This window comes from Paenibacillus sp. SSG-1 (assembly GCF_002224835.1).
In the GTDB taxonomy this organism is placed as follows: domain Bacteria; phylum Bacillota; class Bacilli; order Paenibacillales; family Paenibacillaceae; genus Paenibacillus_AQ; species Paenibacillus_AQ favisporus.
Genome location: NZ_MBRK01000001.1, coordinates 2,461,148 through 2,480,969 on the forward strand (window position 1 = coordinate 2,461,148; position 19,822 = coordinate 2,480,969).

A 19,822-nucleotide genomic window follows, 5' to 3' on the forward strand; every position below is an offset into this window, starting at 1 on the left:
TCGATAAATAAGGTAAAATATACGATATAAGCCTGGGATCTACCCGAACAGCGGCGAAGGTCTAAATGGAACAAACGGCAATCCCCAACTCAGTTTATGAGGAGATTGCCGTTTTTTGTTTTATAAAGTTTTTGTAAAATATCACTTCGCCTTACGTCTGTATCCCTCCAAGCCGAGCCGAACATATTGCTCTTCCGGCGCATCGTGGGCAGTCATCAGTTCCAGCATGTAACCGATTAATTTCTGCTCGATGTCCTCATCCCGGAACGGATGCTTCTGCCCGGGATCCTTCTCCATATCGAACAGCATCGTGCCGAATCCATGGTAACGTTCCAACGATTCCGAGGGGATTTTCATCTGGGACACGCCTTTGGTAAATGCAAACGGAGGTGCCAGCTCGATGTTTTGCAGCTCCTCGACCGAAAAGCGTGTGCGCATATGCGTTGGCATGAGCGTGTAGTTGTAGAGCGGTCCGTTCTCTGGGCCTGCTGGGGCACGCATGTACACATACCGTCCGTCCGTACAGTTCACATGGCCACCGTGCAAGCCGAATAATGCGGCTTTGCGCACTGGCGTATCCAGCGCAATGGTGTCTCGGAGGGGGCGCCCGGTCATATCCCCAGGGATTTCAACATCAAAGAACTCCAGCAGGGTTGGCGCTAAATCGATCGTCTGTACCAGGCTTTGTCTGCGCTCCCCCTGAACGCCCGAACGCGGATCCCAAATATAGAGCGGTGTATGGGCCACCTCGTTGTAAAAAGGCTGGATGCATTTGGCCCACCAATCATGCTCGCCCAGCAGAAATCCGTGGTCCGTGTTCACGATCAGCATCGTATCCTGCCACATGGCGTTCTGATCCATCAAGTCGAGCACCTGACCGAGGTAGTGATCGCACATCGACAGCAGGGCGGCATATTCATACCGCAAATGCTCCACTTCTTCCGGGGACTGCCGGACCTCTTCATACGGCGGCCAGTCGAAATGCTTGCCTTCATATGCATGAGGGTACAGCTTTCGAAACCGTTCCGGAGCCCGAAACGGCTCATGGGGGTCAAAGGTCTCGAGCTGCAGAAACCAGCGGTCCTGATCTGCATTCGCCCGGATAAATTCCAAACCCGCCTCAAAGGTTAACGCTTGCGGATAACGTTCTTCTTCCTTGGCAAACTCGCGGTTGATCCAGTCCTGGCGGAACATGCCCGTCAGCGGACGGTCGACGGCTTGGGGCGGAATGACCGGGTCCTTCAGCCGGCCTTTCCAGGCGTCGCCTTCCTGACCGCGGATGAACTCGTAGGTCGTATAGCGGCTGTGGTACGTCGCCCCGCCATCCTCCCAATAATGCTGATGATCCGTGACCAGATGCGTATGTACACCTTCGTTTTTCAAAATTTCCGGCATGGAATCGTCGTATGGCTCAAGCGGCCCCCAGCTCCGATGCAGGAAATTATAGCGCCCGGTATGCAGTTCCCGGCGTGCAGGCACGCATGGCATGCTGCCGACAAAGCTGCGGTCAAAAACCGCTGTCCGCTCTTCCAATCGGCGAAAGTTGGGAAGATGCGTCCAATCGCAGCCATAGGAAGGAAGCATGCGCCGGTTTAACGTATCAAACATGACCATAATGGCCTTCATTCCATCATCCCTTTCTTGGACCAGGTCCTCTTTCATAGATCTATGTTAAAATAAACGAAAGATGATCCAGTAGAAAAGAACGATGATTTTCTCATAAAAAACGAACAACATGGCATTGTCATACCGAACCCGAGGTGGCTGTTGAAACATGTTCCCTGATCCGATTGGAATCGTTCATGAACCCTACAAAGTGGTTCTGCAGTTTGCGTTTGAATGGATCCGCAGCCCGGAATGGAACGCTCCGGGGTACCGCAACCCCGGCGTTACACTGTGGTATATTCTGGCCGGCCGCCGCAGGCTGCTCGCTGGAGCACAAGCCTTTGACCTGCAGCCGGGAGAAGTAGTCCTGATTCCGCCAAACACCACTTTTATGACGGAAGGAGGGGAGGGGGAAGGAGGAGCGATCCATTATTTGTCAGCCAGTGTGTCAGCCTACATGCATGGGATCGAGTGGTCCGAATTGTACGGGCTGCCTCCCCGCTTCCGGATTCAAAACATTGAGGATGGGCAAAGGCTTAAGGACAGCTGGTATAATCTTGTTCGTGCCTGGCAGCCGCGTGATTCGGAGAAGGCTTCCAGCAGAGGAGACGGTATGCTATCCATCTCCCAGGCCGCAAGGCAACTGCAGACACAGGCAGTCTGCCTGAACTGGTTTGCCGAAATGATCCGCGTTCTGGAGCCGCATCTGATGACCCCGGAACCGGTCATCGACGAGAGGGTGCGCGAAGTTTGCGCTTTTATTCAAAGATCGTATGCAGCACCCATTAGACTTGGAGATTTGGCCAAGGTAGCCAATACGAGCGAGGGCCATCTGCGTCTGCTGTTCCGCACACATTTAATGGTGTCTCCTTACCAGTATTCGCTGCAGGTAAGAATCGGGAAAGCACAGGAACTGCTGCTGGCCACAAACAGGCCGCTTGCGGAAATCGCCGCTGAAGTCGGTTTCGAGGAGTACAGCCACTTCCTGGCCACCTTCCGCAAAATCGTCGGCATGTCCCCTTCACACTACCGGAAGAACAATTCGTTGTATCAATAAAACGCTTACCGTTACAGTATCCATCTATGATACAATGGAGCATATTGGTATTTATACAATGGTCAATTCAAGTACATGGGAGAGGGGCTTTGCATATGTCGAAAATTTTAACACGGGCTGAAGTGCCGGTGGAAACCACCTGGAACTTGGATGATATCTTTCCATCCAAAGAAGCATGGGAACAAGAATTAACTGATATTCAGCGGGATATCGGCACGGTGACGAAATATGAGGGCGAACTAAGTCAGGGCGCTGACACTTTGCTGGCCTGCCTGCAGGCCCAGGAAGAGCTTTCCGGCAGAATGAGCCGGGCAGGAGCGTACGCCTACCTGCATCAGTCCGGCGACAGCATCAATCCGGAGAATCAGAGGAACGCTTCGAAAGCGCGCGACCTTGCTTCGCAGGTCAGCTCGGCGTTGTCTTTTATCAAATCCGAAATCATTGCGCTTCCGGACGGTACGATTGACCAGTACATAGCAGATCAGCCCGAACTGAGGGAATTCGAGCGCAGCCTTCACCTGCTCCTGCAAACGAAGCCCCACCGCTTGACGGCAGAAACGGAGAAGGTGCTGGCCTCGCTGGGCGAGGTATTGGATGCCCCTTACCGGATTTATGAACGGAGCAAGCTGGCCGATATGACCTTCAAGCAGGCGGTGAACGGCGAAGGGGAAGAAGTTCCGGTCTCGTTTGCCCTGTACGAGAATAAGTACTGCGAATCGCCTGATACGAAACTGCGCCGCAACTCGTTTAAAGCGTTCAGCGACACGCTGCACAAATACCGGAATACGTTTGCCGAGGCATACGGCACCGAAGTCAAGCGACAGGTCATTGAATCCCGTCTGCGCGGTTACGAGTCCGTGACTGATATGCTTTTGCAGCCACAGCAGGTCACCAAGGAGATGTACAATAACGTCCTGGATATTTTGCAGGAGGAGCTTGCGCCGCATATGCGCAGATATGCCGCTCTGAAGAAAAAGGTGCTCCAGTTGGATGAGATGACGTTTGCCGACCTGAAAGCGCCGCTCGATCCCGATTACAACCCGGAAATATCCTTTCAGGAAGCCGGTGAACTGATCAAGGAAGCTCTGGCTATCCTCGGACCGGAGTACGGGGAAATCGTATCGGATGCCTTCCGCAACCGCTGGGTGGATTACGCGGACAACGCCGGCAAACGCACGGGGGCTTTCTGCTCGTCGATTCCGGGCGTTCACTCGTACATTCTGATCAGCTGGTCCGACAGCATGCGCGGGGCGTTTACGCTCGCTCACGAAGTAGGGCATGCCGGCCATTTGATGCTCGCAGGGAAATACCAGCGGCTGACGAATGCCCGTCCGTCCCTGTATTTTATCGAGGCACCGTCGACGATGAACGAGCTCTTGCTGGCGGATCATTTGCTTACGCGGTCCAATGAACCTAGAATGCGCCGCTGGGTGATTTCGCAACTGCTCGGTACGTACTTCCATAACTTTGTGACGCATTTACTGGAAGGCGAGCTCCAGCGTAGAGTTTACGATCTGGCCATGAAGAATGTGCCGATCACTGCGGTAACCTTGTGCGAGCTGAAAGGCGATATCCTGTCATCGTTCTGGGGAGCGGACGTGGTCATCGTCGAAGAAGCCAAGTTAACCTGGATGCGCCAGCCGCATTATTATATGAGCTTGTATCCTTACACCTATGCAGCCGGCCTCTCTGCATCTACTGCCGTTGCTAAGCTGATCCGGGAGGAAGGACAGCCTGCAGTGGACCGCTGGCTCGAAGTGTTAAAAGCCGGTGGCTCTATGAGCCCACTGGAACTGATGAAGCTGGCCGGGGTGGATATGTCTCAGCCCGATCCGATCCGGAGTGCGGCCGCTTATGTCGGTTCCCTGATCGATGAACTTGAAAGTTTGTATTGATTTTTTTCATGAAAGAGACGAAAGGTCCGGATTTACCGGACCTTTCTTATTTTTAGATCGAGATGGTTTGAGAATCGTACTACTTTTGCTGGATGTGTGGAATCACGGCTATGTGAAGCTAATATTGTACATTTTCAAAAACGGAATACTTTCCCCCGGACTCTTGCACCCGCAAGAGTTTTTGTCGTTCCAGGTAACGTACGTGTGCTGCGGTTTCCCCAAGCGCAAACCGTGCGCTGTCATTGTCAAAAACTTTGGAGAACAGACTCATGCTAATGTCATATATCGTAAGACCAGCGCTTCCAGCCTCATGTACAATGCCCAGGACATGATCGAGCCGCTCCTTATGGTGGGCGATCACCGATTCAAAATAGTCCGTTTGCGGCTGAAACACCGGTCCGTGTCCGGGCAGAACGGTGCGAACCATCCGTCTTTGCAGCGCGTTCAACGTCTCGAAATATGACTCAAGCGGATTTCCCTCATCCTCTTCGAACTGATACGTGATGTTGGGTGTGATCTTCTGCAGCAGCAGATCCCCGCCAATCAGCGCCTGCCTCTCCACATTCCAAAAACCCACGCTGCCCTCGGCATGACCGCCGCCAAGTACGATTTCATACGGCTCCCCGGCGAGCACGATCGAGTCACCTTCGAGCAGGTTTACCCTTGTACCCGTAATTGGGGAAATTTGATGGAGCAGCCGCGAATCCAGCTCAGCTACATCCTGAGCTAGCGTCTCCGGCATGCCGCTTTTTAAATAAAAATGGAGATTTCGCACCCCCTGCTCTTTGCTGAAATAACGCTCGGCCAAGGTAAATGTATCGGGACTTGCGATAACGTCGGCTTCCGTCCAGCGCTGCATCTTACCGGCAAACCCATAATGGTCAGGATGGAAATGCGTGATGTAAATATTGCGGATATCAGAGGGCTTTACATTGAGCTGATGCAGCGTCTGCACCCATGATTTCTCGGTAACTAAGGTGTCCAGCCCGGGATCGATGACGCTCCAAAAAGACCCGTCCTGAACGAGATAGCTGTTCACGTGATTGAGTCGAAAGGGAAGCGGGATGCGAATCTGATAGATTTGCTTCAGCGGCGTCTCCATGAATTGATCTCCTCTTTGTCGAAGTTTAGTGAGAACTATAGATCAATGTCGAGCCCTGCGTCAATGACATATAGATTTTATTTGATTTTTTATAGAAAAGTTCAATTAGACTTTTAATTCCTACCGGTTTAGTATGAATAAAAATGTTTCACAGGCAAACAAAAAGGAGGTGAACCTCAAATGGCCGCCGTTTTAACTCGAGAAGCAATTGAGCCGGTTCTGACCGGTACGAAGTTTCATCAATTTCTGGGCATCCGGCTCGAAGAAGTGAACGAGCAGTCCGTTACGATTCGGCTGCCCTATAACGAGCTTTTTTATACCTCCGTCGACGGATATATCCACGGGGGGATTCTTGCCACTGTCATCGACATCGCCGGATATTTTGCCGTGTTCAGCCAGCTGAATCAGCCGGTACCGACGGTCGATCTCAAAATTGACTACCTGCGTCCCGGGAGGGCAGGGGATCTGCTGTTTACCGCTTCCGTAGTCAAGCTGGGGAGGACCGTCAGCATCGCAGACATCGTGGCTGCCGATACAACCGGTAAAGCGATTGCTATCGGAAGAGGATTGTTTAGCTCAAAACAGGAGTAAGAAGCCAACAATATTCAGAATACAAAGGTGGAGCAGCGATGAACTCTTACAATTTTGCAGAAATCATTCGTTCCTCGGCAGCCCGTGCTCCTTTAAGTCCTGCGATCATTGCCCAAGGGAGAACGATAAACTACGGTGAGCTTCAAAGCCGTACAAACCAGGCGGGCAATTTGTTTGCCGGACTTGGTGTTGAGCCCGGAGACCGGGTGGCCGTGCTATTCATCAATGACTTCAGGTTTTTGGAAATCTGCTTCGGACTGATGACCATAGGAGCGGTTCCGGTGCCGATGAATTCGAAGCTGGGCGCAGATACGCTTGCTTATATTTACAGGGATAGCGGCAGCCGATTGCTGGTCTACCACTCATCAATGGGGGACAAGGCAAAGATCATTCATCAGGAGGCTGATGTCGCGGCAAGCGTCATCTGCACGACGGAATCACATCCGGACGATCACGGGCTGAATTCATTGGTGTATGATGAAATACTATCGTCACAGGATACCCAGTTGGACCTGTATCCGACCCGCGGAGGCGATTTGTGCCTGCTTCCGTACACTTCCGGATCTACGGGAAATCCCAAAGGATGCCGCCTCACTCACAGCGGTCAGCTGTGGAACGTAACGGCGATTGCTGAAATCCGCGACTTGCAGCCGGAAGACCGGATCGTGATATCCCTGCCTCTTTATCATAAGAATGCCATGCTGTCCATGAAGGCGGTGTTTTATTCCGGGTCATCTGCCGTTATCCTACCGGCACCTGAGCCTGCGGCTATTTTTCATGCGATCGGGACGCATCGGGCCACTTATATTTCCGGCGTTCCAGCCCTGTACCGCATGCTTGTGACTCACCTGAAAGAGTCACCCGCTTCTTATGATCTCAGCTCACTGAAGTATGCGATATGCGGGTCGTCCGATACGCCGGTTGAACTCCTGGAGGACATCAAGCAGTGGATGGGCATCGAGGTGTATGAAGGTTACGGCCTTACCGAAGGAGGACCGGTTGTGCTGGAATCGCGTAAAGGCCTGCACAAGCCGGGATCGGCCGGCTTTCCGCTGCCGGGATGTTCGATTCGGATCGTGAATGAGACAGAAGCAGATGTCCCGGAAGGAACGATAGGCGAATTGTGGGTGAGTAACCCCGGCGTAGCGGACGGCTATTGGAATCTGCCGGACGTGACGCGCAAACGGATCACCTCAGACGGCTGGCTCAAAACAGGAGATATGGCGTGGCAGGACGATGAGGGTTATGTCTACATTGTTGGACGCAAGGACGACATGATCAACGTAGGCGGCGAGAACGTCTATCCGAAGGAAGTCGAAAACATCCTGCTCCAGCACCCGCATGTCGAGGATGCCTGTGTTCTTCCGGTCCCTCACGAACTCAAGGGTGAGGTGCCCGCAGCATTTGTCGTATTGAATCATCCCACCGATCGTGAGGAAATCAAGCGCTTCTTCATCGAGCAGGGACCGGCCTATGCGCATCCTCGCGAGATTTACGAATTGGACGCTTTTCCGCTGACCGGTCCGGGGAAAGTGGATCGGACGCGGCTCAAACAAATGTTGGCCGAACAATTACAAAAAGGAGTGGGCAAATCGATATGAAAGCAGCGCTGATTCTTGAACATGGAGATCGAAACAATGTGGTGGTGGGGGATTATCCGAAACCGGAAGCCGGTCATGGAGAAGTTCTAGTCAGAGTTAAGGCGGTATCCCTGAACCATTTGGATATCTTCGTCAGGAGAGGGATTCCTGGAAGAAAACTGGAGCTGCCCCATATTTCAGGTGGAGATGTCGCCGGCGTCGTCGAAGAGATCGGATCCGGGGTCACGAACGTTAATCCCGGTGACCGGGTCCTGATCGATCCGCATATCCCGGGCAAAGGGGCACTCGGTGAGGATACGACGGGTGGACTGGCGGAATACGTAAAGGTTCCGGCAATCAATTTGATTCCACTACCGGAAGACATCTCCTTTGACGAGGCGGCTGCACTGCCGATCGCTTATGGAACGGCCTGGCGGATGCTGATTACGCAGGGCAGGCTTCAGGCCAACGAAACGATTGTCATCTTGGGGGCTAGCGGCGGCGTAGGGAATGCCGCGGTGCTGATCGCTAAGCTGGCAGGGGCACGCATTATTGCGGCAGCCGGATCGGACAGCAAGGCGGAGAAGTTGAAGGAGCTTGGAGCGGATCATGTGATCAATTACAGCAAAACCGATTTTTCCAAGGAAGTATGGGCTTTGACGGACAAGCAAGGCGCGGATATTGTCGTGGACTATACCGGCAAAGCCACCTGGCCGCAGAGCATCAAAGCGACGCGCAAAGGAGGACGGATTCTGACCTGCGGAGCGACGACGGGGTTCGAGGCCGTTACGGACCTCCGGTACGTATGGGTCCGTGAGATTTCGATCATCGGCTCCAACGGCTGGGGAGAGGGAGATCTGCATACGCTGCTGGATTTGGTAAGCCGTAAAAAACTGAAGCCTGTCATCGACCGCGTACTGCCGCTGGAAGAGATCAGGGAAGCGCACCGTTTGATCGAAGAACGGGAATTTTTCGGCAAGATTATCATTCATCCTTAAACAAGCCAAGGAGGAGCGAACCATGGGAGTCCAATTAACGTTTGATCATGCCGTACATTTTGTGAATAAACCTGAGCAAGCGCCGGAAGAACTTGCAGGGCTGGGGATTCATACGGTGAACGGCGGGAGGCACGAATCGGTAGGAACGTACAACGCGCTAACGTATTTTGATCTTCGCTATATCGAATGGATCGGCATTTTTGACCCGAAGCTGCTGCCTCCCCACCAGGATACCCAACGTTATGGGCTCGTGGATACGCTGGCAGGTGACGGTTATGTCGAAGGGCTCAGCCGGATCGCGCTGCGGACGGAGCAAATTGATGAGTTGGCGGAGCAGCTGGCCGCCGAGGGTAATCAGGTGATCGGTCCTGTAGATTGTTCCCGCAGAAGGCCGGACGGAAAACTGCTGGAATGGAAGCTGTTGTTCGCAGGATTGCCTGACGAAGGGCTGCCGCTGCCATTCTTCATCCAATGGAACGATTCCGATGAAGACAGAAGGGCCGAACTGACGGCAAACGGCACCATTACGGATCATGCCAGGGGTCCCATAACTCTGGATTATGTGGCGTTTACGGTTCGCGACTTGGGAAAGACGGTCGGCAGATGGACGAAATGGCTCCACTTAGAGGCCGGGGAAGCCGTCTATGATGACTATTGGAAGGGCAAGAAACAAGTCATTTCTCTGGGTTCGTTCCAACTGGTATTTCTGGAGCCCGATCAAGAGGGACCCGCAAGGGAGTACTTGCAATCAAGGGGAGAGCGTCCGTTTCTAGTCGGACTGAACAGCGGTCAGGAAGGCTCACCTGAGCAGTACGTCAACATTCACGGTTCTTTCTATCATTTGAAGTAGTCGTAGGGGACGCCTGAAGGAAAGGAGAGGCATCGCATGGCGTTACGTACCAAAAAAGACACTAAAGCGAAAAACCTATGGATCCGATTTGTTCAAATCGCATTTATTGCCGCACTGCTGGCGGGCATGCAGCTGGCGGTGTCCAAGGAGTGGGTGAGCCGGGTATTCTTGGCTTCCCCTTCCCAGATCGTACAGGAGTTCGTATATATGCTCAAAGAAAACACACTTTGGCCGCATTTGTCCGTTTCCCTGCAAGAGGTTGCGGTAGGATATCTCATTTCGGCGGTGGCGGGCATCGGGCTTGGAGTGCTGTTCGTCTCATTCCCGTTATTGGAAAAGCTGATCGACCCGCTGATGGCGGCGATCATGGCCATTCCAAAGACGGCTATCATGCCGCTGCTCATTGTATGGTTCGGCATCGGCTTCAAGAGCAAGGTCGTCCTGGTCATTCTTTTCTGTTTTTTTAACATTTTGTATAACACCGTTACGGGTTCCAAGCAGACCCGAACGGAGCATTTGAAGCTGGCCAAAGTGTTTAAGGCGAGCCGGGCGCAAACGGTATTCAAGGTTTTGCTGCCTTCGGCGCTTCCTTCCATTTTCAACGGGCTGCGTGTGACGGCGGCGACGGCGATCACCGGCGTCGTATTTGCCGAGATGGCAGCAGCGAAGAATGGGCTTGGTTTCCTGCTGAATGAGTCTCAGGCTGTGCTGAATACGCCAAGATTATATTTAGTCATCATTGTGGTGACGGTGTTATCCGTTCTGTTCGTCGGGTTGATCAACCTGATCGAGAGATTGGTATGCCGCCGGTGGATGCCGAGCCGGATCGCCTGATTATAAAATTATACATTATACAAAGGGTGGGAAAGAGGAACATGTACTCAAATCAATGGTTACGCAAATCAATTAGCGGTGTTATCTCATTGTCCCTGGTTTTCACGCTCGCCGCTTGCGGCTCGTCTTCCAAGGATGCTCCCGCTTCCTCCAGCTCCACTGGTTCTGCCGAAGCTGGAAGCGGCACGGAGGCACCTACAAGTACACTGGACAATACAACTGTGGATATCGCTTCAGGGGTTCCGCCATGGAAAGGGCGGGATAACAAGGAAGTCACCCTTACGGCCGGTTTTTCCAAAGGGATGACCGGAATTGCCAATCAGTTTGCCATTGACAAAGGCTGGTATGAGGATGCCGGCATTCATTTAAACTTTGTCGATACGATTAACCCGGTTGCGGCTTTCGGAGCCGGAGAGGTCGACATCGCCGACGGGGATCCCGGAACCTATATCCCTGCCATTGTGAACGGGGTGAAAATTAAAGTCGTCAGCAATATGTGGAGAAGCCGCGGGGCTTACTGGATTATCGCCAAGCCCGAAATCAAGTCGTTCGCCGACTTGAAAGGCAAAAAAATTGGTTCTGCGCAGCCGATCGGAGGTATGCCGCTCACCTTGATGGAGGTGCTCTCGCAGAACGGCATCGATCCGAAAAAGGATGTTCAGCTTGTGCCGAACGGCGTGTATCAATCCGCCTACGCGACGTTTGAATCGGGCGAAGTCGACGCTACGATTATTCACCAGCCGTTCGCAACGATGGCGGAGCAAGCTGGCAAGGGGAATGTGCTGGCCAAGACTTGGGAGTTTATGCCGAAATACCAAACCGGCGTGCTGGTAGCCAGCGAGAAGCTGATCAAGGAGCAGCCAGAAGTAGTCGAACGCGTGCTCGAAGTGTATTTCTATGCCAACGAATACGCCAAGACGCATCTGGATGAATTCCTGCCTTGGGCAGCCAAGTATTTGAACCTTGATGAGAAGACGGCACGTACTGCAATCGAATCGGAAATCGTCCTCTGGGAGAACGACCCGATCGTCGATAAAAACCGCCTGCAAGTGACCGAGGATCTGCTGAATCAATACGGCATGCAGCGGGACAAAATCTCGGTCGACGGCACATTCGACAACACGTTTGCGGAGCGCGTCGCCAAAAGGCTGAAGCTGGGGAAATACAAGGCGAACAATTAAATGGGGAAGCGGGAAAGGAGCTGATGTCATGCCGACAATCGGGCTTCGGCATATTACCAAGGAATACGAAAATATCGATGAAGAGCAAACCTATGCGCTCCACGACATTAACCTGACGGTGCAGGACGGGGAATTTGTGTGCGTGCTTGGTCCAAGCGGTTGCGGAAAAAGCACGCTCCTGGAAATTACCGCGGGTCTGCTATCCCAGACGAGCGGAGAGGTGCTGCTGGATCAGGTTCCGCAAGCCGGAACCAGCCGCGACATCGGCGTCGTGTTTCAGGATTCCGCATTGTTCCCTTGGCGGAGCATCCGCCGCAATATCGAATTCGGCTTGGAGATTGCCGGCGTCAGCCGCGAGGAGCGGCGCGCCAAAGTTCAAAAGACGATCGAGCTTGTAGGCTTGGCTGGTTTCGAGGACAAGTATCCACATCAGCTCTCCGGGGGCATGAGGCAGCGCGCCGGGCTTGCCCGGACGCTGGTTGCCGATCCGCGGGTCATCCTTATGGACGAGCCTTTCAGCGCGGTGGACCATTTGACACGGTTGACCTTGCAGGACGAAATGATACGTATTTGGGAGAAAGAGAAGAAGACGATCTTTTTTATTACGCATGACGTGGCTGAAGCCGTCTATTTGGCGACAAGGATTGTCCTTCTCAGTCCGCGTCCCGGCCGCATCCAGCAAATCTTCGACGTTCCGTTCGATCGGCCTCGTAACCGGAACGATATGGAGCTCTTGAGTATTGTGGAAAAGATTTATATGGCGATCAACAACCCGGTCCAGAGCCATGACACGGAGTATTTTATTTAACCAAATCAAAGGGACTAAAGACCGGATGATATGGGGGGATTTCGATGAGAGTCATCATTACGGGGGGCAGCCGGGGGATCGGACTTGCGATTGCCCGGCAGCTGTCCATCGCCGGTCATGAACTGCTGCTGGTGGGGCGGAACGGGGAATCATTGGCCGAAGCGCGAACCTCGCTTGGTGGAAATGCACTGGTTTTCACGGCAGACCAGACGAGCGAGGAAACTCCGGATCGGCTCATTATATATATGAAGGAACATCAATTCCAACCGGACGTTCTCATCTTAAACGCTGCCGCTTTCTTCGATGACACCCGTTCTGTTACAGAGCCAAAGGGTGAAGAGCTGGAGCGCATCCTTCTGGCCAATGTCGTAACCAACTACAATTGGGTGCGAACTTTGCTTCCGCTGATCCGCCAAGGTGAATACCCACGCATTCTGGTCATCGGGTCGACGGCCGGACTGCGATCGGATACTTCGCTGTACGGCATTTCCAAAGCGGCGCTCCGAAATTACGCGCTCGGTCTGCGGGAGGAGCTGAAGCCTGCCGGAGTCGGTGTGACGCTGATCCATCCCGGCGGTACCTTTACCGAGCGGCGCGTTCCCAATGAGCGAACAGCCCCGGACCGACTGCTGGAAGGCAGCGACATCGGTTTGCTGGTTGCAGCCATCTTGTCTTTAAGTCCGCAGGCAGTCGTCGAAGAGCTAACGGTCCGACCGATGCTGGGCGACACTTTTTAGTCGATACTAGCTGGCATTAGAAAAGGTTCATTTCATAATTTCACGATGGGTCCTTGCGTTTGATTGACGGATTTTGGAAGAACGGATAAGATGAGGTGAATGTTTCTGACGAACACAACAATTTAGAGGAGCGTTTGTATTGGATCAGTTTCATATTCAAGTGGACCTGGCCTTGGGACGGATGTTTGAAATTTATAATCTCCTGAATAAAAAACCAAAAGAATATGTGTCCGGCATGCTGCTGTATTATTCGGAAATCCATATGATTGAAGCCATTGGAAGGCATCAGGACTCCAATCTGACGGAGCTTGCCAGCATATTGAACATCACCAAGGGAACCGCCTCCAAGACGATCGCCAAATTGGGCTCAAAGGGACTCATCTGCAAGTTCCAGCGGGAGGATAACAAGAAAGAGGTCCATTTCCGGCTGACGGAGCTTGGACAGCTTGCATTCGAAGGCCATTACCGGTATCACGAGTCCCGAAGCTCGGATATCGACCGGGACTTCGACAGTTATTCCCCGGACGAGCAGAAGCTGATATTGCACTTTATTGAGCGTTATACCGAAGAATTAAGCCGGTACCTTGAAGAATGACAATGTATACTACATCATCGGAGTTAGAAGGAGGAATTCGCATGGCCAATCCCGGTATAACGAATACCGGTTCCGCTGCGAAGCTGCAGGAACGCTTGGTGGACATCCGCCGCAATCTGCATCTGGAACCCGAATTATCCAATGAAGAGTTCGAAACGACGCGCAAAATCAAAGCGTGGCTGAAGGAAGCCAATATTGAAATTCTGGATTTACCCAACCTTAAGACGGGGGTCATCGCCCAAATCGGCACTGGCAGGGAACCGATCATGGCCTTGCGGGCGGATATCGACGCGCTGCCGATCGATGAAGAGACGGACGTTCCGTTCCGATCCAAGTTTGCAGGGAAAATGCATGCTTGCGGCCATGATTTTCATACAACCGTCGCCTTGGGAGCCGCCTATCTGTTGAAGGAAAAGGAGCAAGAGCTTCAAGGAACCGTACGGATCATTTTCCAGCCGGCCGAAGAGACTGGACACGGAGCTAAAGACGTGGTGGACTCCGGTGGGTTGGAGGGCGTATCGGCGATCTTCGGCCTTCACAATTCGCCGGAGCTTGCGGTAGGGGAACTGGGCACATGCGAAGGCGCCATCACCGCCGGCGTTGACCGGTTCGAAATCGTCATTAACGGAATCGGTGCCCATGCGGCAACGCCTGAGAAAGGGACCGATGCGATCGTCGCCGCCTCCCAAATCATCCTGGCTCTGCAAACGATCTCCAGCCGCCGGGTCAGCGCACTCGACGCCGTCGTGGTCAGCGTCACCCGAATCTCCGGTGGGAACACATGGAACGTCCTTCCAGGGACAGTGGAGCTCGAAGGAACGGTAAGAACGCTCGATGTGGAGGTTCAGAAACGCATTCCGGACACGATCCGGCAAATTATTGACGGAATCGGAGCATCGGCAGGGGTGTCGGCCGAGCTGAAATGGTATCCCGGACCGCTAGCCACGATCAACGACGCATATTGGGCCAAGTTCGCCAGCGATGCGGCGGAGGAATCCGGCTATGTCACCAAAGTGCTTGGACCAAGCATGGGAGGGGAGGATTTCTCCTACTATCTCCAGCACATCCCAGGCGCATTTGTGTATGTAGGGTCTAACTCGCCCTATGCGCTGCATCATCCGAAGTTTAATCCGGAAGAGGACGCGCTGCTCCCGGCTGCGGAATATTACAGCCATCTGGCGGTACGCTGCCTCAACGAATTGAATACTCGATAAGCCGCGATCTTCGCGGCTTTTTTATTTCCCGGTTTGTTCCATTTGCTTCTGCATGCTCGATTTGCTCACGACAACTAGGCAAATGAGTGAAGACCGATCGATCCTTAAGCCATGACAAGCCGACTGCGAAAGTTTAAAATGGATGGTAATCGACGATAGTAAGCCACACGCAGAGGAGATTTATATGAATGATCGATAACATCTTGTCATTTACGAATTTAAGCAAAACGATATCCTCGGTCTCTAATCAAATCATTTTTTCGAAAATCGCCGGCACCGTCCCCGCAGGGGAGAAAATTGTATTCGTCGGGCCGTCCGGCCAAGGCAAAAGCACCCTGCTGCGCATTCTTGGCCTGCTCGATGAAGCGGACAGCGGGGAAATGCTTCTGCTCGGAAAGCCACTGCATGAGTGGAATCCACAAGCCTGGCGGATGAACGTCTGCTACGTCAGTCAAACGCCCATCATGCTTGAGGGTTCCATCGAAGATAATCTGCGTACGGTGAGCAGGCTGCATCATACGGAATATGATCCAGCCTATGCGGCTCATCTGATGTCAAGCGTTGGGCTTGGAGATATGGGCTTGTCCAAAGAAGCTTCCACCCTTTCGGGCGGTGAAAAGCAGCGGGTGGCTCTAGTGCGGTCCTTATTGCTGCGCCCCAAGCTTTTGCTGCTGGATGAGATCACTTCCTCGCTCGATGATGTCAGTAAATATGCGGTTGAGCGTTTGATTACGGACATCAATCGGCAGGAGGGAACGGGCTATGTCTGGATATCCCATGATCGCGACCAAGCGGCACGGATCGGGGAAAGGGTATGGTCGCTCTCCAATGGGACCTTGTCCGAGGGAGGAATATCATGTCTTTGATCGCACTGGCTTCGACGCTTGTATTTATTGCGGTATCCGTCGGCATATCCATATGGCAGAAGCTCGGACTGGAACGGGATATTCTATATGGAACGATTCGCTCCGCGATACAGCTGCTCGCTGTTGGGTTTGTTCTTCAATACATATTTGGCACACACCATTTCCTGCTTGTTGCCTTAATCCTGGTCATTATGATTGCGGTAGCTACCTGGAATGCGGGCAAGCGCGGAAAAGGGCTCAAGCGCATCTATTTGTACGTTGGTTTGACCATTACGATTACGGAAGTTGTGACGATGGGGTTGCTGCTCGCTCTAAGCATTATCCCGCTCACAGCGCGTTATGTTATCCCGATCAGCGGCATGACCATCGGCAACGCCATGGTCGTGTCCAGTTTGTTTTTGAACCAAATGAAGCGGGAAGCGGTGACCTCGAGGGGAGAAGTCGAAACGCTGCTGTCCCTCGGCGCGAGCCCACGGCAGGCGATCCATCGCATGCTGAACCGCTCGGCGCGTTCCAGCATGATCCCGACGATCGACGGGATGAAGACCGTCGGGCTCGTCCAACTGCCCGGCATGATGACGGGCATGATCGTGGCCGGAGCCAGTCCGCTGGAGGCGGTCCGTTATCAAATATTGATCATGTTTGCGTTCGCTTCGTCGGCGGCGCTCACCAGCATTTTGCTGGCAATGATGAGCTATCGGTTATGGTTCGGTAAGCTGGGCCAATTTATGCGTTCGGATACATAAGTCGTTGCTATGTTGATTTGGATCCCATAAAAGGTGATAGCAAGCGGTACTTTGTTTCTACTTTGCAGGCATGGGCTTGGATAAAATTGCTTGAGGAGGATATTGGACATTCTCATCATTTTTTAATTTCTATCGCCTATAACTGTTTGTGAAGGGTAAAGCACTAATCCGCATGAATTTCACTTATCCAATACGACTTCTAGGGAGGGTCTTTATGAACAACAACACGAACCTCAACAGAAAGAGCCGTATCGTCAAAACTTTTATGGGAATCGGCGTGTGCCTCTCCGTTGCTTTTTCCGGAAGCATGCTGCTGCCGGCCCATCCGGTTCACGCAGCCTCGGTATCTGACACCTCCGTGGCGGATCGGGTCATCGCGACTGGCAAACAATTTCTAGGCGTTCGTTATCAGTTTGGGGCACCATCCGGCCGAACGGATGGATTCGATTGTTCTTCATTCACGCAATATGTGTTCAAGCAAAACGGCATCGATCTGCCACGCTCATCAAGAGATCAATCGCAGGTAGGCACGCCGGTGTCCAAGGATCAATTACAGCCAGGGGACTTGGTTTTCTCTGATACGAATCATGACGGCGTCATCAATCACGTCAGCATTTATATAGGCAACGGACAACTGCTGCATACCTACAGAGTCGGTATTGGCGTGACGGTATCGGATTTTGAAGGAAGCACCTGGGATCATACCTTTGTAACCGCTCGTCGCGTCATTTCCGACAATGGACAGACTTCCGGCGGGCAGACAGCAAGCAGTCAGGCTTCAAATGAACAGAGCAGTAACGGACAAAATGCAGGCAGCCAAGAATAAAAAGCATTCAAGGCAGGGTCTCTTGTGAGGCTCTGCTTTTTGTATACAGAAAATGTTAGGAAGGATTATCATTTGTTTACAATTCCAAGGTATGATCAAACTAGTACTGATTGTTGATGGCAACAGTGCCTATCTTCTCATCATTTTCTCATGAAATTCCAATATACTTGTCTTCGCAGCAGTAACCTGGAGGAGATATCAGTGAAACGGATACTTATTATAGAAGACGAAAAGAGCCTGGTGCGTTTCATCCAGCTCGAACTCGAGCATGAGCAATTCTTTGTGAAGGCCGCCTATGACGGATCCAGTGGACTTCAGCTCGCTTTGGCGGAGGAATGGGATATGATCCTGCTGGACATCATGCTGCCTCATTTGGACGGGGTAGAGGTGTGCCGCAGGCTCCGGAATGCGAAAAGTACCCCGGTCATCATGCTCACGGCGAGAGACGGTCTCGAAGACCGGGTGCAGGGCCTTGACAGCGGTGCCGATGACTATATCGCCAAACCTTTTGACATCGAGGAGCTTCTGGCCCGCATGCGCGCGATTTTCCGCAGGATTGAGCTTCAGGATCAACCGAACCGGGCAGTTCTGACATTCAGGGACATCACGGTGGATCTGGATGCCAGAGTAGCTACCCGGGGCGGTACCCCCATCGAGCTGACGAAGCGTGAATTCGACCTGTTGGCCGTGTTTATGAAGCATCCAAACCTGGTCCAGACCAGGGATATGCTGCTGGACTTGGTATGGGGCTACGATTCGCAGGTGGAGACGAATGTGGTTGATGTGTATGTCCGGTATTTGCGAAATAAATTAGATTCTGCCGGAGAAGAAAGCATCATTCAAACCGTACGCGGCATGGGATACGTGATGCGGACATGAGGCGAATAACTGATTGGCTCAAGCGGCTGCCTGTCATATGGAAGCTGATGATTGGCGCTACGCTGCTCATTTTTCTGCTGTTCGCTACGTACAATTTTGCCCAGTACCTGGTATTGAAGCACTGGATGCTGAAGCAGGAACGGGACGCGCTTCACGTCATGATGTCGCAGGTCCAGGGCTATTTGCAAGAACAGCAGGCAACGAAGGAATCGCTGGAATCACCGGAAGCGATCTCTTTCATTCGCAATATTCTCGGTAAAAATCAAATGATCCGCCTGATTGACGATAAAGGGGCGAATCTGCTGCTGGTCACGAACCATTTTAATCCGAAATGGATCACCCCGCTTCCGAGTACGACCAGCTCATTGCAGGATGCGTGGCATGGAGAGGATCACATTCTCATTTACCGGACACCCTTTGCGATCAAGAACGAATCGGGAACGGTCGAAATGGCGACGAATCTCGAAACTTTCGACCATTTTAACGCGACGCTGCTGTGGGTCATGGTCATCGGGGGCTTTCTGGCCGTATGCATCAGCGCTGCCAGTGGCTGGGCGATCGCGAAGCAGTTTTTGCGGCCGGTTAAGGCGCTTGCTGTTACTATCCAAAATGTGAAGCAAAACGGGCTTCAGGAACGCGTCGGAAACATCGGAAACGGGGATGAATTATCACAGTTGGCCAGCCTGTTCAACGAGCTGATGGACCAGCTGGAAGTGTCATTCCGCCAGCAAAAGCAGTTCGTGGACGATGCTTCGCATGAGCTGCGCACGCCCATCACCATTCTGGAAGGTCACTTGAACATGCTGAACCGATGGGGGAAAAAGGATCCGGCCATCCTGGATGAGTCGCTGAATGCGTCGCTCCAGGAAGTCCGAAGGCTGAAGGGGCTCGTACAAGGGCTCCTGGCACTGTCCAGGTCGGATTCAGCGACATTGACCGATCAGATCGAACGGATCCGGATCGAACCGTTTATGGCCCAAACCATTCAGCGGATGGAGGATTTGTATCCGGAATTCGCTTTTCGTATGAAAGCAGAGGGTACCGGCAAAATGGTGAGGATCAACCCGCTTCACCTGGAGCAGATGCTGTTGATCGTCATTGAAAATGCAGTCAAGTATTCAGCGGAACATAAAGAAATCGACATTCGCTGCTATGAAGAAAACAAACGGGTATGCATATCGATTCAAGATTATGGAATCGGCATACCGACGGCCGAGATCCAGCATGTTTTCGACCGGTTTTACCGCGTAGACCGGGCCCGCAGCAGGGAGATTGGAGGAACGGGCCTGGGCCTTGCGATCGCCAAAAATCTCATTTCGCATTATCAAGGCGAGATCGACATGACGAGCGTCGAAGACGAAGGAACACGGGTAACCTTGTCGTTCCCAGCGGTATCCTCCTAAAGCCGATGCCATTGATGGGCTTATTCTCATTAAATTTTCATATTCCTGCGTTAAG

General features: G+C 52.6%; 19 protein-coding genes. 17 read left to right on the top strand and 2 right to left on the bottom strand.

What is annotated here, in order from left to right:
* Nucleotides 1–141: 141 nt before the first annotated feature.
* A complete protein-coding gene (locus tag BCV73_RS11455; protein ID WP_089547180.1) occupies nt 142–1,626 on the bottom strand; it encodes a sulfatase in 1,485 nt (494 codons plus the stop codon).
* A gap of 148 nt (nt 1,627–1,774) precedes the next feature.
* Between BCV73_RS11455 and BCV73_RS11460 the strand changes: the two genes are divergently transcribed.
* Both BCV73_RS11460 and pepF read left to right on the top strand, forming a co-directional pair.
* Complete coding sequence (locus BCV73_RS11460; RefSeq protein WP_089547181.1) at nt 1,775–2,662, top strand: AraC family transcriptional regulator; 888 nt, start codon at nt 1,775–1,777, stop codon at nt 2,660–2,662.
* Nucleotides 2,663–2,757: 95 nt separating this feature from the next.
* Entirely contained in the window at nt 2,758–4,557 is a 1,800-nt protein-coding gene (gene pepF, locus BCV73_RS11465; RefSeq protein ID WP_089547182.1) for an oligoendopeptidase F, read from the top strand.
* A gap of 118 nt (nt 4,558–4,675) precedes the next feature.
* Here the strand turns inward: pepF and BCV73_RS11470 are convergent, their stop codons facing one another.
* Complete coding sequence (locus BCV73_RS11470; RefSeq protein WP_089547183.1) at nt 4,676–5,659, bottom strand: MBL fold metallo-hydrolase; 984 nt, start codon at nt 5,657–5,659, stop codon at nt 4,676–4,678.
* Nucleotides 5,660–5,839: 180 nt separating this feature from the next.
* Here BCV73_RS11470 and BCV73_RS11475 point away from each other — a divergent pair, with 180 nt between their 5' ends.
* The 15 genes from BCV73_RS11475 to BCV73_RS11545 all read left to right on the top strand — a co-directional run bounded on the left by BCV73_RS11475 (nt 5,840) and on the right by BCV73_RS11545 (nt 19,767).
* Entirely contained in the window at nt 5,840–6,250 is a 411-nt protein-coding gene (locus tag BCV73_RS11475) for a PaaI family thioesterase (RefSeq protein WP_089547184.1), read from the top strand.
* Nucleotides 6,251–6,288: 38 nt separating this feature from the next.
* On the top strand, nt 6,289–7,851 hold the full coding sequence (locus BCV73_RS11480; protein ID WP_089547185.1) for a class I adenylate-forming enzyme family protein: 1,563 nt from the start codon (nt 6,289–6,291) through the stop codon (nt 7,849–7,851).
* Nucleotides 7,848–8,828: a zinc-binding dehydrogenase gene (locus BCV73_RS11485; protein WP_076165914.1), complete on the top strand. Its 981-nt coding sequence runs from the start codon at nt 7,848–7,850 to the stop codon at nt 8,826–8,828. Before BCV73_RS11480 ends, BCV73_RS11485 begins: the two co-directional genes overlap by 4 nt.
* 22 nt (nt 8,829–8,850) lie before the next feature.
* On the top strand, nt 8,851–9,678 hold the full coding sequence (locus BCV73_RS11490; protein ID WP_089547186.1) for a VOC family protein: 828 nt from the start codon (nt 8,851–8,853) through the stop codon (nt 9,676–9,678).
* Nucleotides 9,679–9,714: 36 nt separating this feature from the next.
* Nucleotides 9,715–10,512, top strand: a complete 798-nt coding sequence (locus BCV73_RS11495) for an ABC transporter permease (RefSeq protein ID WP_089547187.1) — start codon at nt 9,715–9,717, stop codon at nt 10,510–10,512.
* Nucleotides 10,513–10,601: 89 nt separating this feature from the next.
* The gene (locus BCV73_RS11500) at nt 10,602–11,693 is read left to right on the top strand and encodes an ABC transporter substrate-binding protein (protein ID WP_218828128.1); all 1,092 of its coding nucleotides are present in this window, start codon (nt 10,602–10,604) and stop codon (nt 11,691–11,693) included.
* Nucleotides 11,694–11,721: 28 nt separating this feature from the next.
* Nucleotides 11,722–12,501, top strand: coding sequence for an ABC transporter ATP-binding protein (locus BCV73_RS11505; RefSeq protein WP_089547189.1), 780 nt, complete (start codon nt 11,722–11,724; stop codon nt 12,499–12,501).
* Nucleotides 12,502–12,545: 44 nt separating this feature from the next.
* A complete protein-coding gene (locus tag BCV73_RS11510) occupies nt 12,546–13,238 on the top strand; it encodes an SDR family oxidoreductase (RefSeq protein WP_089547190.1) in 693 nt (230 codons plus the stop codon).
* A 139-nt stretch (nt 13,239–13,377) separates the two neighbouring features.
* Complete coding sequence (locus tag BCV73_RS11515) at nt 13,378–13,833, top strand: MarR family winged helix-turn-helix transcriptional regulator (protein ID WP_089547191.1); 456 nt, start codon at nt 13,378–13,380, stop codon at nt 13,831–13,833.
* Nucleotides 13,834–13,874: 41 nt separating this feature from the next.
* Entirely contained in the window at nt 13,875–15,047 is a 1,173-nt protein-coding gene (locus BCV73_RS11520; RefSeq protein WP_089547192.1) for an amidohydrolase, read from the top strand.
* 188 nt (nt 15,048–15,235) lie between these two features.
* Nucleotides 15,236–15,913, top strand: coding sequence for an ABC transporter ATP-binding protein (locus tag BCV73_RS11525; protein WP_089547193.1), 678 nt, complete (start codon nt 15,236–15,238; stop codon nt 15,911–15,913).
* A complete protein-coding gene (locus BCV73_RS11530) occupies nt 15,904–16,659 on the top strand; it encodes an ABC transporter permease (protein WP_089547194.1) in 756 nt (251 codons plus the stop codon). Before BCV73_RS11525 ends, BCV73_RS11530 begins: the two co-directional genes overlap by 10 nt.
* 214 nt (nt 16,660–16,873) lie before the next feature.
* Nucleotides 16,874–17,485 (top strand): C40 family peptidase, encoded by a 612-nt coding sequence (locus tag BCV73_RS11535; RefSeq protein ID WP_089547195.1) that lies wholly within the window; start codon nt 16,874–16,876, stop codon nt 17,483–17,485.
* Between the two features lie 201 nt (nt 17,486–17,686).
* Nucleotides 17,687–18,364, top strand: coding sequence for a response regulator transcription factor (locus BCV73_RS11540; RefSeq protein WP_089547196.1), 678 nt, complete (start codon nt 17,687–17,689; stop codon nt 18,362–18,364).
* Nucleotides 18,361–19,767: a HAMP domain-containing sensor histidine kinase gene (locus BCV73_RS11545; protein WP_089547197.1), complete on the top strand. Its 1,407-nt coding sequence runs from the start codon at nt 18,361–18,363 to the stop codon at nt 19,765–19,767. Before BCV73_RS11540 ends, BCV73_RS11545 begins: the two co-directional genes overlap by 4 nt.
* Nucleotides 19,768–19,822: the final 55 nt, after the last annotated feature.

Coding starts and splice junctions, on each gene's coding strand:
- pepF (WP_089547182.1), top strand. CDS start 2,758: ATGTCGAAAATTTTAACACGGGCTGAAGTGCCGGTGGAAACCACCTGG.
- BCV73_RS11530 (WP_089547194.1), top strand. CDS start 15,904: ATGTCTTTGATCGCACTGGCTTCGACGCTTGTATTTATTGCGGTATCC.
- BCV73_RS11485 (WP_076165914.1), top strand. CDS start 7,848: ATGAAAGCAGCGCTGATTCTTGAACATGGAGATCGAAACAATGTGGTG.
- BCV73_RS11520 (WP_089547192.1), top strand. CDS start 13,875: ATGGCCAATCCCGGTATAACGAATACCGGTTCCGCTGCGAAGCTGCAG.
- BCV73_RS11495 (WP_089547187.1), top strand. CDS start 9,715: ATGGCGTTACGTACCAAAAAAGACACTAAAGCGAAAAACCTATGGATC.
- BCV73_RS11525 (WP_089547193.1), top strand. CDS start 15,236: ATGATCGATAACATCTTGTCATTTACGAATTTAAGCAAAACGATATCC.
- BCV73_RS11490 (WP_089547186.1), top strand. CDS start 8,851: ATGGGAGTCCAATTAACGTTTGATCATGCCGTACATTTTGTGAATAAA.
- BCV73_RS11510 (WP_089547190.1), top strand. CDS start 12,546: ATGAGAGTCATCATTACGGGGGGCAGCCGGGGGATCGGACTTGCGATT.
- BCV73_RS11535 (WP_089547195.1), top strand. CDS start 16,874: ATGAACAACAACACGAACCTCAACAGAAAGAGCCGTATCGTCAAAACT.
- BCV73_RS11545 (WP_089547197.1), top strand. CDS start 18,361: ATGAGGCGAATAACTGATTGGCTCAAGCGGCTGCCTGTCATATGGAAG.
- BCV73_RS11460 (WP_089547181.1), top strand. CDS start 1,775: ATGTTCCCTGATCCGATTGGAATCGTTCATGAACCCTACAAAGTGGTT.
- BCV73_RS11475 (WP_089547184.1), top strand. CDS start 5,840: ATGGCCGCCGTTTTAACTCGAGAAGCAATTGAGCCGGTTCTGACCGGT.
- BCV73_RS11455 (WP_089547180.1), bottom strand. CDS start 1,626: ATGAAGGCCATTATGGTCATGTTTGATACGTTAAACCGGCGCATGCTT.
- BCV73_RS11470 (WP_089547183.1), bottom strand. CDS start 5,659: ATGGAGACGCCGCTGAAGCAAATCTATCAGATTCGCATCCCGCTTCCC.
- BCV73_RS11505 (WP_089547189.1), top strand. CDS start 11,722: ATGCCGACAATCGGGCTTCGGCATATTACCAAGGAATACGAAAATATC.
- BCV73_RS11480 (WP_089547185.1), top strand. CDS start 6,289: ATGAACTCTTACAATTTTGCAGAAATCATTCGTTCCTCGGCAGCCCGT.